General features: G+C 62.3%; 10 protein-coding genes. 6 read left to right on the plus strand and 4 right to left on the minus strand.

The window, feature by feature from the left end; genetic code table 11:
- The first annotated feature begins 226 nt into the window (after positions 1 to 226).
- The 5 genes from ACSQ8R_RS18780 (at position 227) to ACSQ8R_RS18800 (ending at position 5,199) form a co-directional block, all read left to right on the plus strand.
- Complete coding sequence (locus ACSQ8R_RS18780) at positions 227 to 1,024, plus strand: ABC transporter substrate-binding protein (RefSeq protein WP_436255517.1); 798 nt, start codon at positions 227 to 229, stop codon at positions 1,022 to 1,024.
- Between the two features lie 77 nt (positions 1,025 to 1,101).
- Positions 1,102 to 1,776: an amino acid ABC transporter permease gene (locus ACSQ8R_RS18785; protein WP_436254767.1), complete on the plus strand. Its 675-nt coding sequence runs from the start codon at positions 1,102 to 1,104 to the stop codon at positions 1,774 to 1,776.
- 446 nt (positions 1,777 to 2,222) lie between these two features.
- Positions 2,223 to 3,005: a cyclase family protein gene (locus ACSQ8R_RS18790; protein ID WP_436254768.1), complete on the plus strand. Its 783-nt coding sequence runs from the start codon at positions 2,223 to 2,225 to the stop codon at positions 3,003 to 3,005.
- Between the two features lie 65 nt (positions 3,006 to 3,070).
- Complete coding sequence (locus tag ACSQ8R_RS18795; protein WP_436254769.1) at positions 3,071 to 4,660, plus strand: phytoene desaturase family protein; 1,590 nt, start codon at positions 3,071 to 3,073, stop codon at positions 4,658 to 4,660.
- 29 nt (positions 4,661 to 4,689) lie between these two features.
- Positions 4,690 to 5,199, plus strand: coding sequence for a MarR family winged helix-turn-helix transcriptional regulator (locus tag ACSQ8R_RS18800; protein WP_436254770.1), 510 nt, complete (start codon positions 4,690 to 4,692; stop codon positions 5,197 to 5,199).
- A gap of 5 nt (positions 5,200 to 5,204) precedes the next feature.
- On the opposite strand, the gene ACSQ8R_RS18805 is transcribed toward ACSQ8R_RS18800, so the two are convergent.
- Positions 5,205 to 6,575 (minus strand): AcvB/VirJ family lysyl-phosphatidylglycerol hydrolase, encoded by a 1,371-nt coding sequence (locus ACSQ8R_RS18805; protein WP_436254771.1) that lies wholly within the window; start codon positions 6,573 to 6,575, stop codon positions 5,205 to 5,207.
- Positions 6,572 to 9,154 carry a bifunctional lysylphosphatidylglycerol flippase/synthetase MprF gene (mprF, locus tag ACSQ8R_RS18810; protein WP_436254772.1) on the minus strand — a complete coding sequence of 861 codons (2,583 nt, stop codon included), beginning with the start codon at positions 9,152 to 9,154 and terminating at the stop codon, positions 6,572 to 6,574. Before mprF ends, ACSQ8R_RS18805 begins: the two co-directional genes overlap by 4 nt.
- A 317-nt stretch (positions 9,155 to 9,471) precedes the next feature.
- Here mprF and ACSQ8R_RS18815 point away from each other — a divergent pair, with 317 nt between their 5' ends.
- Entirely contained in the window at positions 9,472 to 10,119 is a 648-nt protein-coding gene (locus tag ACSQ8R_RS18815; protein WP_436254773.1) for a hypothetical protein, read from the plus strand.
- 81 nt (positions 10,120 to 10,200) lie between these two features.
- Here the strand turns inward: ACSQ8R_RS18815 and ACSQ8R_RS18820 are convergent, their stop codons facing one another.
- Positions 10,201 to 11,748: an indolepyruvate oxidoreductase subunit beta family protein gene (locus ACSQ8R_RS18820; protein WP_436254774.1), complete on the minus strand. Its 1,548-nt coding sequence runs from the start codon at positions 11,746 to 11,748 to the stop codon at positions 10,201 to 10,203.
- A 3-nt stretch (positions 11,749 to 11,751) separates the two neighbouring features.
- Positions 11,752 to 13,908: a thiamine pyrophosphate-dependent enzyme gene (locus ACSQ8R_RS18825; RefSeq protein WP_436254775.1), complete on the minus strand. Its 2,157-nt coding sequence runs from the start codon at positions 13,906 to 13,908 to the stop codon at positions 11,752 to 11,754.
- Positions 13,909 to 14,098: the final 190 nt, after the last annotated feature.

The following is a 14,098-nucleotide window of genomic DNA, read 5'->3' on the forward strand; positions in this document are numbered from 1 at the left end:
CCGACATGATTTAAGCTTCAATCTTTCCCCTTGAAACTTGCCGGATTTTCGATCACGATCCGCTCCCACGCGCGTTGAAGGAGGATATGGGACGCCGCTGGATCGCTCTTGGGAGAGGGCTCGCGTCAACGTCGCTCCATCTGCCAATCATCAAAAGAATTCGTATCCGATCCGGCAGGGAAAAACGCCCGCCGGTCGCCAGAACAGAGGGAACGCAATCATGACCATGAGCCTTTTCCGCCGCGCCTTTTTAGGTCTCGCGGGCGCTGCCGCCCTGTCCGTCGCAAGCGCCGGCTTTGCGTCTGCCGCAGCGCTTGCCGTCGGCTCCTACCCGAGCAACCCGCCCTTCGAATACAAGACTGCCGCCGGAACGTTCGAGGGTTTCGAAGTCGACATCGTCAACGAAGTCGCCAAGCGCCTCGGCATGACGGTCGAGATTTCCGACCTCGGCTTCCAGGCTCTGTTCGCCGCCACGTCCTCGAAGCGTATCGATGTCGCGATCTCCTCGATCACCATCACCAAGGAACGTCTCGGCAGCCAGTCCTTCACGCAAGCCTATTATGACGCCGACATGGGCATCGCCACCCGCAAGGAAGCGACCGTTTCCAAGGTCGAGGACCTGAAGGGCAAGGTCGTCGGCGTGCTGGCGGGTTCCACCGGCGACAAGTGGGCCAAGGACAACAAGGAGAAATACGGCATCAGCGACATCAAGAGCTACAATGCCCAGCAGGACCTGCTGATGGATCTCTCCGCCGGCCGCGCCGACGTCGCCGTCAGCGACGTTCCGGGCATGGAATACGCCTTCCTCAAGATGAAGGACCTTGCCGTCAAGGTACGCATCAAGACCGGCGAACAATACGGTCTGATGATGACCAAGGATCACCCCCTGCTTGCCAAGGCGAACGATGCGATCACCGCCATGAAGAAGGACGGCACGCTGGCCGCGATCCACAAGAAGTGGTTCGGCTCGGATCCGGCCGCCGGTTCCGCATCCGCAATCGAACAGCCGCTGCCGAAACCCTGAGCCGGCTACTGATCGCACACCCCAATCATGCCGGCCGGCGACGGCCGGCTTTTTCGTGAGCTTAGAGGCACCAGGACATGACCCTCCTCGATACATTCTTCAACCTCGGGGTTCTCGGCGACGCGTTTCCGGCGCTGCTGCGCGGGCTGATCAACACCTTCCTGCTCGGCGTGGCGGGCATCGGCATCGGCATTCCCATCGGCCTGGCGATCGCGCTTCTGCGCCTCTACGGGCCGAAGCCGGTGCGTTATCTGACGGTATTCTACATCGACATCTTCCGCGCGGCGCCGATGCTGGTGGTGCTGATCCTCATCTACTACGCGCTGCCTTTCGTCGGCATCCGCCTGTCCTCCTGGACGTCCGCCGGCCTTGCCTTCTCGATCGTCATGGCCGCCTATTCGGCGGAGATCTTCCGTTCCGGCATCGAGGGTATTCCGCGCGGCCAGTTCGAGGCGGCCGCAGCTCTCGGCCTGCCCTTCCTCGTTACGCTGCGCAAGGTCGTGCTGCCGCAGGCGATCCGCATCGTCATCCCGCCGATGACCAACAACTGTGTCTCGATGTTCAAGGATACGTCGCTCGCCTCCACGGTCGCGCTGCCGGAACTCCTCAAGGAAGCGACGGACGCACAGGCGCTTTACGCCAACCCGACACCGCTGATCGGAGCTGCGGTGATCTACATCGCTTTCCTCTGGCCGATGGTGCGGCTGGTCAATCTTCTCGAACAGAGGTTCAACAAGGAAAAGAAGCGCTGACGGCGGAGGCGGCGAGCCCTATTCGAAGGCGGCGCCGGCGAGGTGGTTGTTGGCGGAGGTCTTGGATCGCCCCATGATGGATGCCGCTCGCAAGGTCCTTATGGCCGCCTCCCGATTATCGCCGTGTCAAAAGCCCCCTCCTGTTCTCATTATTCATCCATATGCATATATTTTCGGAGGACGGCACCACGGACGGCGACCGTATCGGCAGGTTGACTGCCGGTCGCACTCGTCCTCAATCGAGTCCGAAACAGGCAACTTCCGGTGAAACTTCCGGCTTTTTCATCGGCACCCCGCCACCTAAATTTGCGCGATGCAGCCTCTCCCGATTGCTTGCATCCTCATATTTTCTGCAATAGGCTCCATCATCGGTTAGCGGCACCCGGAGAGGAAAACCGGCTGCTGCCCGGCTCACGAAACCGGTCATTCAAGGGGAACCCGGCACCATGTCTTCCAGCACACTCACTAGTCTCGCTTCCGCTCTTCTCTCCGGCTCAGTCAAGGTCGTGGACCTGACGGCGCCGCTCGGGCCAGATACCCCCGTCCTCTACCTGCCGCCGCAGTTCGGCAAGAACACCCCCAAGGTCGCCGTCCACACGATCTCTGAATATAACGAGGACGGTCCGTTCTGGGCCTGGAACTGGCTGGAACTCGGCGAACACACCGGCACCCATTTCGATGCGCCCTGTCATTGGATCACCGGCAAGGACAAGCCGAACAACACGACCGACACCATCCCGCCGCAGAATTTCGTGGCGCCGGTCAATGTCATCGACCGCTCCCAGGAAGCCGCCGAAAACCCGGACTACCTGCTGACGGTCGACAGCATCAAGGAATGGGAAGCCGAGCATGGCGAGATCGAAGCCGGCAGCTGGGTGCTGATGCGCTCCGACTGGTACAAGCGCAACGGCTCCACCGAAACCTTCCTGAACGCCGACGAAAATGGCCCTCATTCTCCCGGCCCGACCGCCGAAGCCATCCAATACCTGATTTCGAAGGACATCATCGGCTGGGGCCAGGAAACCATCGGCACCGACGCCGGTTCGGCCGGCGGCATGAACCCGCCCTTCCCTGCCCATAACCTCATGCACGGCGCCGGCAAATACGGCCTCGCATCGCTGTCGAACCTCGACCAGTTGCCGCCGAAGGGCGCCGTGCTGATCGCCGCACCGCTGAAGCTCGTCAAGGGCACCGGCTCGCCGGTCCGGGCGCTGGCCCTGATCGCCTGATCCGATCGAAGGGCCGGACCCGGAAGGTTCCGGCCCTTTCTGTATCCAGCGGGAAGACGGACGGCATGGCGGATTTCGAATACATCATCGTCGGCAGCGGCATCAACGCACTGGTCGCCGCCGCCACGCTCGGCAAGAAAGGCAAGAAGGTCCTTGTTCTCGAACGCAGCGACCGCATCGGCGGCTGCCTGCGCACGGAAGAGGTGACCGCGCCGGGCTTCATCCACGACGTGATGGCCACCACCATGGTGCTGTTCCTGACCTCGCCCGCCTATGGCGCGCTCGGCAAGGATCTCGAAGCCCGCGGCCTGGAATTCGCCCATGCCGACCTGCCGACCGGCGTGCTGCGGCCGGACGGTTCTTCCGTCATCCTCTCGAAAGACCGCCAGCGCAATGTCGCCACCTTCGAGACACTGGCCGCCGGCGACGGCAAGGCGTTTGACCGGGAAATGAACGCTCTCGGGGCGGATGCCGCCTTCCTGTTCTCGCTGCTCGGCGGCGCGCTCTGGTCCGGCACGACGCTGAAGACGGTCGCCAGACAGGGCTGGGGCAAGGGCCTGCGCCAGCTTGCCGCCTGGTTCGGCGATGCGCTGACGCCGGCGCGCGGTTATCTCGAAACCACCTATAGGTCCGAAGCCGCACATGCCCTCTGGGCGCCCTGGGTCCTGCATTGCGGCCTGGCGCCGGAAAGCGCCTATTCCGCCGAGATGGTCAAGGTCATCGGGTTTGCTGTCGAGCTTGCCGGTTGCCCGATCGTCAAGGGCGGAGTCGCCAACCTCGTCAAGGCATTTGAACGACTGATCGCGGATCAGGGCGGCACGATCCGCAGCGGCGCGGATGTCGAACGTATCCTTCCCGGTCCGGGCAACAAGGCCGCCGGAATAAGGTTGGCAGGCGGCGAGACGATCAACGCCACGTCCGGCGTCGTCTGCTCCACGACGCCGAACCAGATCTACGACCGCCTGCTCAAGGACTGGCCGCAACCGGCACCGGCCGAGATCCAGCAGGGCGTTGCCGGTTATCGATACGGCAAGGGCAATATGCAGATCCACTATGCCCTCTCCGCCCCGCCCCGCTGGAAGGGCGATCCGGAACTCGCCAGGGTGGCGCTCCTGCACCTCACACCCGGCCTCGACGGCGTCTCACGCGCTACCAACGAATGCGAACGTGGCCTGCTGCCCGCCGAGCCGACCGTCTGCGTCGGCCAGCCGGCCAGTTTCGACCCGTCGCGAGCGCCGGAGGGCAAATCCGTTCTCTGGCTGCAGCTTCCCGAAGCGCCGCGCTTCATCAAGGGCGATGCGGCTGGTGAGATCGCCACACCTGCCGACGGCCGCTGGACCGATGAACTGCGCGAACTTTATGCCGACCGCGTCGAGGCTCTGCTTGCCCGCCATATCGACAACTTCGCCGAGATCAAGCTCGCGCGCCGCGCCTATTCGCCCGCCGATCTGGAATCGCTGAACATGAACCTCGTCGGCGGCGATCCGTATGGCGGCTTCTGCGGGCTCGACCAGTTTTTCCTCTGGCGACCCTTCAAGTCGTCTGTTAACCACCGCACCCACGTGCCGGGCCTCTATCATATCGGCGCCTCGACCCATCCGGGACCGGGGCTTGCCGGAGGCTCCGGCTTTCTGCTCGCATCGTCGTTGCGTTGAAACGGCGTGGCATAGGAGACATGGATTTCATGGCAGAACGGTTTTCAGGCGTGGTGCTGCGCTGGCATCAGGAGGGCGATCCGGAAAATCGGCCGACCATGGGCGAGATCGGCCTCAACCATTTCGCACCCTACCTGATGAACCGCATCATCTCCCGCTGGAACTCCAACATGGCGGAGGAACTGCGCGAATACGACCTGTCGACCGCCAAGATGCGCACGCTCGCGGTCCTCAGCGTCTCCGCTTCGCTTACCATCAACGAGCTTTCCGTCTTCGCCGTCATCGAGCAGTCGACCATGAGCCGCACGCTCGATTCCCTCGAAGACCAGGGCTACATCCGCCGCACGCCGCGCGCCGAGGATATGCGCATCCGCGATGTGACGATTACCGAGGAAGGCCGCGCAGCCTTCGGGCGCTTCTGGCCGACCATGTACGATTCGTTGCTGCGGATGTTCGACGGCATCGACGAGGAGGAATACCGCGCCTTCACCGGCACGCTCCACAAGATCCTCCTCAACATCCGCAAGCACGAGATCTGATCGGCCTATTTCGTCAGCCGTGTCTGAAGGCTGTCGCGAATGCGCTTGCCGAGCGCCTGATAATTCTCGTCGAAATGATGCCCGCCCTCGATCCGCACGACCTCGACGCCCTTGTCCTTCAGCGTCGGGCAGGGATCGTCATCCTCGTCGGTACCGTAGACGCACTGGATGATCTTCGGATCGATCTTGACGACGTCGGTCATCGGGTCGCCGCCCTTGCCGGCGCCGGTGACGCCAAGCCAGCCGGTCACGGAAATCTCGTAGTCCACTTCATGCGACAGGCCGAGCAGCGTGATCTGCTTGACGCGCGCCCGGTCTGCGGCGGGAAGGAGGTTGTAGGTGGCGGGCAGCACATCCGCGCCGAACGAATAGCCGACCAGCAATACGTTCTGAACGCCCCATTGACGACGATAATGTTCGATGATCTTCGCCAGATCGTCCGCGGTCGCTTGCGGCGTGCGTTCGGACCAGAAATACCGCAGCGAATCCAGGCCGATCGTCGGAACCCCCTGGGATTGCAGATAGCCCCCGACTTCGCTGTCGAGATCCCGCCACCCGCCATCGCCGGAAAAAATCACCGCCATCGTGTTCATGGCCGGTTTGGCCTCGAGCACGTTCAGCGGCAGGTCGAGCGGCTGGTTGGTCCGGCCCGCGGCAGCAATGCGGGCGGCAAGCGCCTGCGAAAGCGCCACATCGGAAGTCTCGCCGGAATTTCCGAGTTCGACCTCGGGGTGATCCTGTTTCAGGCGAAGGGCATGTGCCTTGCCGGCGGTATCGGCTGTAGCCGTGGAAATGATCGTCACGACGGCCGGCAGCGCGCCATCGTCGAAACCATAAACCGTGCGATCGCCGACCTTCTGTTTGGAAGCCGGCGTGCAGAGTTCCTTGGCGAGCGGGATGCCGGCCAGCGGATCGACGGCAATCGCCTCGTCGATCGTCGCGTTCGGGCTCTGGGAGATCATCGCAAGCGCCAGGGCACCGCCCTCGCCGATACCGGCGACGATGGGGTGGCGGTATTCCGGGTTGCCAATCCGCCGCTGCACCTGCTGGGAGATGTCCTCGATATCGGAAACCATGTAGACGCAGTCGCCGTCATCGGCGGCAAGCGACTTGATATAGGAGGGGAAATCGATGCCGACCACGGCGGCACCGGCAGCGAGCAGCTTCTGCGCCTCGCTATCCTCCCGAGCCCCCCAGCCCTGCCCGCCCGAAATCAGGAAGACGATGCCTTCGAGCTCGCTGCCATTGTTCGGCACAAGAATGCGCGGCTGCGGGATCAGGCCGGTGTGATAATCCTGCTGATCCTGGGCAGCAGCCATCGGCACGCCGGACAGCAGCGTTGCAAACACGATAACAAGAGAACGCAGACACATCATTTACCAACCACTCCCCTCAAGCCGCCGCCGATCAGGAGCGTTGCGTCCATCATGACGATGGCGGGGCTGACGCCCCCTGCCACAGCCAGATAACGCGGCTCCCACGCGGGATGGAACTTCGACTTGAAAGCTTTCAACCCTTTGAAATTGTAGAACCGTTCGCCGTGCTCGAAAACAACGCTGCCGATCCTGTCCCAGGCGAGTGCCGCCTCGCGTGTGGACATGCCGGAAAGCGGCGCCATGCCGAGATTGAAATGTGCATAACCGTCATCGCGAAGATATTCCATAATCTTCACGAACAGGAAATCCATAGAGCCTTTCGGTGCATCCGGCATGAAGCGCATCAGGTCGACGGTGCCTTCATACTTCGTGTCAGTCAGCGACAGCGTCGCGAAGGCGACAATCCGCCCGCCCTTCCGGAGAATGGCGACCGGCTGGGCACTGACATAGTCATCCCGGAAAGCGCCGAGCGAGAAGGTCTTCTCGCGCGTGTTGTGATCTTCGAGCCAGGCATCCGAAACGCGCCGGAGGTCCTCGATATGTGCCATCACGTCCGGCTGCTCTATGACCGAAAACTCCAGCCCCTCGCGCGCACCCTTGTTGACGGCCTGACGGAGCCCGGCCAGCCGGCCGCCCTTGAGGTCGAAGCCGGACAGATCGACGATCGCCAGTTCACCGAGCTTGAAGGCCCTGAGGCCCGCATCGGCGCAATGCGAAAGGAGGCCGGGTGAAATCTGGTAGAGCACGGCGCGGCCGCCTCGAGCACGGGCTTCCTCAACGAAACGCCAGACGAGATCCGCCGTCTCCTCCTGCGGTCCGACCGGATCAAAAAGCGCAATCCAGGAGCGGCCCTGGATGCCGTACATGATGAAGGCATTGCCGCTCTCGGAGAACATCAGCCGCTTGTCGCCCATCCGCACCAGGTTGGCGTCGGCATTGTCCTGGGCCATGACGAGCTGGATTGCCCGCTCGAGATCGTCCGCCGTGGACAATGCCGAACGTCGGGCAGCCGGCCGCAACAGGCTGAACACGGAGATCGTCGCCGCAAAAATCGCAAGGCCGAGGACCGCACGCAGTCCGCGCGGGGCCTCCTCGGAAAATTCGAACTGCCACCAGAGCTCGCGACTGTATTCCACTTCGCGATAAACGAAGAGCAGCACCGTGATCGCCGCGGCGACGACGATGAACATGGCGGCGATCCAGCTCGGCGTCAGCACCTGCCCGAACAGCGACGCCCGACGTTTGAACTGCTTGGCACTGAGGAACAGGCTGATCAGCAGGATGATCAGGAACGTCGCCTCGAAAAGCGCGATCGCCCGCATGAAGGCGAAAATCAGCGCCAGAGAGGTGCAGACCATGGCGGTCCACCACGCACCGTCCAACCGTTGGCCTATGCCGCGCGCGGCGACGAACAGCAGCAGGCCGAGAATGCTGGAAAGGAAATGCGCGCCTTCGAACACCGGCAACGGCAGGTAGTTGCCAAGGAAATTGATATCTGAATCCGGCGTCGGCGTCACGCTCGAGAAGATCAGCATGGCGCCGGCGATCATCGAGAAGGTCGCCAGAAGCGGCGGCGCGAGGCGGAATTCAAGCTTTCGAAGCGTCGATGCGATAGGGTGACGGGCAAGCTGGCGAATTTCGACGCCGATCACCACCAGCGTGGCGATGAGCAGCGGCAGGACATGATAGATGACGCGGTAAAGGACGAGACTGCCGAGCACTTCGTCGAGGCTGACCGTATTGCCCAGCGCCGCGACGATCACCGTCTCGAAAACGCCGAGACCGGCCGGCACGTGGCTGAGGACCCCGAGGCCGACGGCAGTCGCATAAATCGCCAGGAAGGACGGCCAGCCGATTTCAGTCTGCGGCAGAAGCACGTAGAGGACGGAGGCTGAAGCGGCGACATCAAGCGCCGTGATAAGGAATTGCTGCGAGGACGTCCGGCTGTCCGGCAGGCGGATGCTCAGGCTTCCGAGAGAGACGGTCCGTCCCCCTCGCCCGAGGATCAGAAGAGCGGCGAGCACGATGATGATCGCGATGGCGCCGGCCCGAACCCATGTGCCGTCGATGTCGAGGATCGCGCCGATCCTCGGTGCCGTGACCAGCGATGCAAGCGCCGTGACTGCCAGAAGCCCGATGCCGAAGGCAAGCGTCACGAAAGCGACGATGCGGCCGATGTCGTCGGGCGAAAGCCCCAGGCGCGAATAGGCCCGGAACCGGATCGCCCCGCCGCTGAGTGCTCCGAAACCGGCCGTGTTGCCGACCGCATAGGCGCTGAAGGCCGTTATCGCCACAGGTACGAAAGGCAGCGACCGGCCGATATAGGTGATCGCGTTCACGTCGTATCCGACAAGTGCCGCGAAACTCAGTGCCGTGAAGAAAACCGCAAGGCCGATCGAAGACCAGCGCGTATTGGCGAGCGCCTCGACAACATCGTCATAACTGACCTCGGTCGTGAGGTTGTAGATCGCAAAAGTCGTGAACGCGAAAACCGCCAACGCCGCCAAGGCGATGAGGTAAGGACGGTACGTCTCAAGGATGTCTCGAAAGCGACTTGGCTGACGATCCGTGGATTCCATGTGTGCTGCCGGTGCTGAAAACTATGCGTCTACTGTGGTCAGATACGCAGCAAAAGCAACGGGATCGCGGCTATAATGTGTCTGTATGCTTAAAACCGGAATGGGAGCGCCTGGAGCGGCGCTGCGGACGGACGGGCCGGCCGAAGCAGGCGCCTCGAAAAATGGGACCGCAGCCAATGGGTGCCTTTCAAGGTGATGTAACTTTTGATTGCAAAACTGAAATTCTTAACGCACATTAACCTCCGAGGCATCCAAGTCACCCGGAAAGGGTGGAGTTGCCGACGCTGGCGGCGATGTTGCCGCGGGGGACTGGGGACATGTTTGGCAAGATCTGCGCTGCCGCACTCGCGGCGGCATTGGTAGGTTGTACCTCCGCGAATGAAAAAGTGCAGCAGGCCGATATCGGCGGCACTAAAAGTCTGGTTATGACCGGAAACTTCAGGCTCGTCACGGAGCGTAAAAGGCTAGGCTATCCGATTATCTGCAGCGAACCGAGCCCGGACTATACGGTTGCTTTCGACAAGTCTGCAAAAGCGACTGTCAAGATCACCAGTTCCACCGGGACGACGACCGAAATCGCGCCGGATGCCAAGACGGATGAGAGCGTGGAAGAAGGAGAGGGCCGCGCCGGTGCCGTGCTGGCCCTTCGCGACGGCCTTTACAGAGCCTGCGAAGCCTATGCCAACGGCTTTATCGGCCATGATGCCTATTCCATCATCCTCAGCCAATACGGCAATCTTCTGGTCGCCCTGGTCGGGCGATCCATCATCGGGTCGGACGGCAAGCCGATAGCCACCCCGAGCGGAGCCATCAATCCACGCCAGGCCACGCTGTCGGCACTGGTGGTCGCCTGCATCAGCGGGCAGGACCCCACCAGAGCGCCGATATCCCAGAACCCTTTGCTGAATTTGAACTTCTGCAGCAAGGTGCTCAACACGGCGCTCGCGACCGCAAGCAGAGGATAGATGCAGGCGCAGGCGGCGGCTGTCCGGAGCCGGATCGAGGCGCGGACGCGGAGACCGGCCCGGCCTAGTTCAAAACCTCGCTCAAAGCGTCGACACGGTCTTCAGCGCACCATCCAGAGCAATGCCGCTTTCGTCCAGCAGGGCGGCCTGACGCAGGCGCTTCATCCAGGCTGCGCCATCGTCGCGATCCGTCAGAATGGTCAGCGCCGACATCACCCGGTCGAACTTCGAAAGCCCGCGCGCATGCGTGTCGGAATAGCCTTTTACCAGCCGGCGATTGTTGATCACTTCGACGGCGAGGTCGTAGTTTCGCGAAAGCAGCGGGGTTGCCGCGTCGAGCCAGGCTTCGCGATGCTCGGCTTCCCGTGAATGCCGGAGGGTACCACGTCGGGTGCGGCGCAGCGTTGCCAGAGCGTAGAGCGTCAGGAACCAGAACAGCGTGCCGGTCTGTACCCGGCGGCCCTTGTTGATGCGCCGGTCGAGCCAGGCGAAAACCTTGGGGCGGTTTTCAATCCAGAGGCCGAGCGCCTTCGGCATGGTGCCGCAGACTTCTTCCATGCGCGGATGCATGTATTCGGTCATGTAGAGGATCTGATCCTGCTTGACGCCGACTTCCTTGGCGACGCGGTTGAAGCGCGTACCGCGGGTCTTCAGGTCCGCGACGCGGATCACATCGTCATAGGCCATGGCGACGGCGACATATTTCGCCGACTGGACGGTGAAAGTATAATCGCGATCCTCGCCGCCATTGGCACGATCCAGTGCATGAAGCTTGCCGACCCGATCGAGATATTCGCCGGCATAAGCCGTATCCTGGAAATCCGTGAGCTTCTTGACGCCTGCAAACAGCAACGGCCAGGCGGTTTCCGGGAACTCGGCGCGCATGCGATGGACGAGACGGTCGAGTTCCGGATGGCCGGCGGTTTCCGGCATCACGTCGAAATGCTTCGGCGGCAGCGCGACCACTTCGTCACGTGGCTTGGCTTTCGCCCGCTCGTAGGCGGCATTGAAAGCCCGAAGGCTGGGCTCGACACCCTTGCCGCCACCGCGGATCGTCGCCTCGAAGGCCTCCTTGGGGAAAGGCAGCACATCTGCCGCGGCAAGCGCGCCGAACATCGAGGCGGAGATCACGCTGCCGTTCTTCAGCGCCAGCGTGTCCATGTCGAAGGCGATGGTGCGCCTGGCGGCGAAATCGGTCGCCCCGACCACCACGGTCGGATCACCGATGCCGTCGCCCGGCTTTTCCTTCTCGCCGACCGCGAAGGAACGATGTGTCGAGGCGATCAGCGTGGTCTTGTCCGGCGTCACCAGTCCGCGCAGCACAGAGCGCCCGGCTTCCATCAGTTCGGCGGCAAGCACGACATCGACATCGCCCGGTGTCGGCATCAGCGAAAAGATCGGCGACACGCCGTCGCGCGCCGGCAGCATCTCGATGTAATAGATCGTCGCGCCGGTGCGTTGGGCGACGCCGGGCACCGAGGTCGATTGCGCCATCCAGCCCTGCTCTTCGGCAAGGCCGACGATCCAGTCGGCCAGCACGCCGCCGCCCTGGCCGCCCATGGCCATGATCGCCAGCGCCAGCGGCTTGTCCGAGGCATGGAGCGTCTTGAGGTTCACGGTCTCGTTCATGGGTCAAGCCTCCTTGAACACGACGCGGCCGGCGGCGCGGCGGGCCTGCAGCCAGCCGATCACCGAGCCACGGAATTTCGAGAGGAACTTGTCCCAGCCGGTCGGATTGTGGATGATATCGGCGCGGTAGAACGATGGACAGAGAACGGCGGCCTCGGAAACCTCGCCGCAATTGCCGCAACCGACGCAGCTATTGTCGATCGCCGCCACCGGATCGTCCTTCAGCGGATCGTCCGTGTGCTTGACGGAAAGCGACGGGCAGCCGGAAAGCCGGATGCAGGCGTGATCGCCGGTGCAGACGTCTTCGTCCACCCCGAAACGCTCCTTGACCATGCGCTTGCCGTCCTTGACCGCCTGGTTGAACTGCGGCTTCACGCGGCGCTGCTTGTTCAGCATGCATTCTGAGGAAGCCACGATGATCTTCGGGCCTTTCTCCTTGCTCGTCAGCGCTTCCTTCAGCGTATCGCGCATCTTGGCGACGTCATAGGTACGGTCGATCTGGCGCACCCAGGTGGCGCCGATACCCTTCACCGCATTGACGATCGAATTGTTGGTCTTGCGGTTCGGATTGATCGCCCGTGACGACAGGATGTCCTGCCCACCGGTCGCCGCCGAATAGAAATTGTCGACGACGAGAATGACGCCGTCCTGCTTGTTGAAGACGGCATTGCCGACCGAGGTCGCGAGGCCGTTGTGCCAGAAACCGCCGTCGCCCATGACCGCGATCGAGCGCTTGTCCGCCTCGACGTTGAAGGCGGAAGCGGAAGCCGGGCCGAGGCCATAACCCATCGTCGTGCCGCCGATGTTGAACGGCGGCAGGATAGAGAACAGGTGACAGCCGATATCGGCCGAGACGTGATGTTCGCCGAGTTCCTTTTCGACCAGCTTCATCGCCGCAAAGATCGGCCGCTCCGGACAGCCGGTACAGAAACCAGCCGGGCGTGCCGGCACGACTTCGGCCAGAGCCTTCACCTTGGGATCGTTGAGAATGGGCGTCGGATCCGGCACCGGCGGCTGGTTGCCGAGCAACAGGCGATCGTACATTTCGATGAAGGTCTTCAGCCCCTTCATCATCACCGGCGCCGTATATTCGCCGCCGAGCGGCAGGATGTCCTTGCCGTGCAGGCGGGTCTGGATATCGCGGCGGCGCATCAGCGTGTGCAGCGACTGCTCGATATATTCCGGCGCGCCTTCCTCCACCATGATCACGGCCTTCTTGCCGAGACAGAAATCGACCACCTCGTCGTCGATCATCGGGTAGGCGACGTTCATCACGTAGATCGGCACCGACGAATTGCCGTAGACATCCGCCAGACCAAGCTGCTGCAGGCCGCGCATGACGCCATTGTAGAGACCGCCAAGCGTGATGATGCCGATCTCGCCTTCCTCGGGGCCGAAATGCTCGTTGAGCTTCCTTTCCTTGATGAAGTTGACGGCAGCCGGCCAGCGGCGCTCCAGCTTGTCCTTCTCCTGCCCGAAATTGGCTGGCGGCAGGACGATGCGGTTGACATCGCGGACCGGATTTTCCAGCGCCTCGCGGAGCGTGAACTTTGGCCGCTGGTTATCCTTGGCGACGAACTGGCCGTGCACGTGACAGGCGCGGATACGCACTTCCAGCATGACAGGCGTGCTCGACGCCTCAGACAGCTGGAAGCCATCTTCCACGGCCTGAACCATCGCGGGCAGGTTGGGACGCGGGTCAAGGAGCCACATCTGCGACTTCATCGCAAACGCATGGCTGCGTTCCTGCATGATCGAAGAGCCTTCGCCAAAGTCCTCGCCGAGGATGATCAGCGCACCGCCATTGACGCCGCCGGAGGAAAGATTGGAAAGAGCGTCCGACGCGACATTGGTGCCGGCTGTCGATTTCCAGGTGACTGCGCCACGCACCGGATACATCACCGAGGCCGACAGCATTGCCGCCGCCGCCGCCTCCGAGGCCGACGTCTCGAAATGCACGCCGAGATCCTCCATGATCTCCTTGGCGTCGGCGAGCACGTCCATCAGATGCGAGATCGGCGAGCCCTGGTAACCGCCGACATAGGAAACGCCCGATTGCAGCAGCGCCTTGGTGATGGCAAGAATGCCTTCCCCGCGAAAAATCTCGCCCTCTCCAAGCTTGAGATCCTCGACTTCGCGCGCAAAAGATCGCTCGGCCATGGCAGTTCCCCTTCACCTTGTCGGCTTCAATCCATAATCATTTGCAAAAGCATATTTTCCCAGCCAGCCATTTGTCAATTCACAAATGCCGCTACGACGGCGCATAAGTGCGACAACCGAACAGCAGCATGGCAGAACGGCGAACAATAAGAACCTATATATATGCATGTGCATATTATTTGACCGATCC

The sequence above is a fragment of the Neorhizobium sp. LjRoot104 genome (assembly GCF_964253725.1).
Taxonomy (GTDB): domain Bacteria; phylum Pseudomonadota; class Alphaproteobacteria; order Rhizobiales; family Rhizobiaceae; genus Neorhizobium.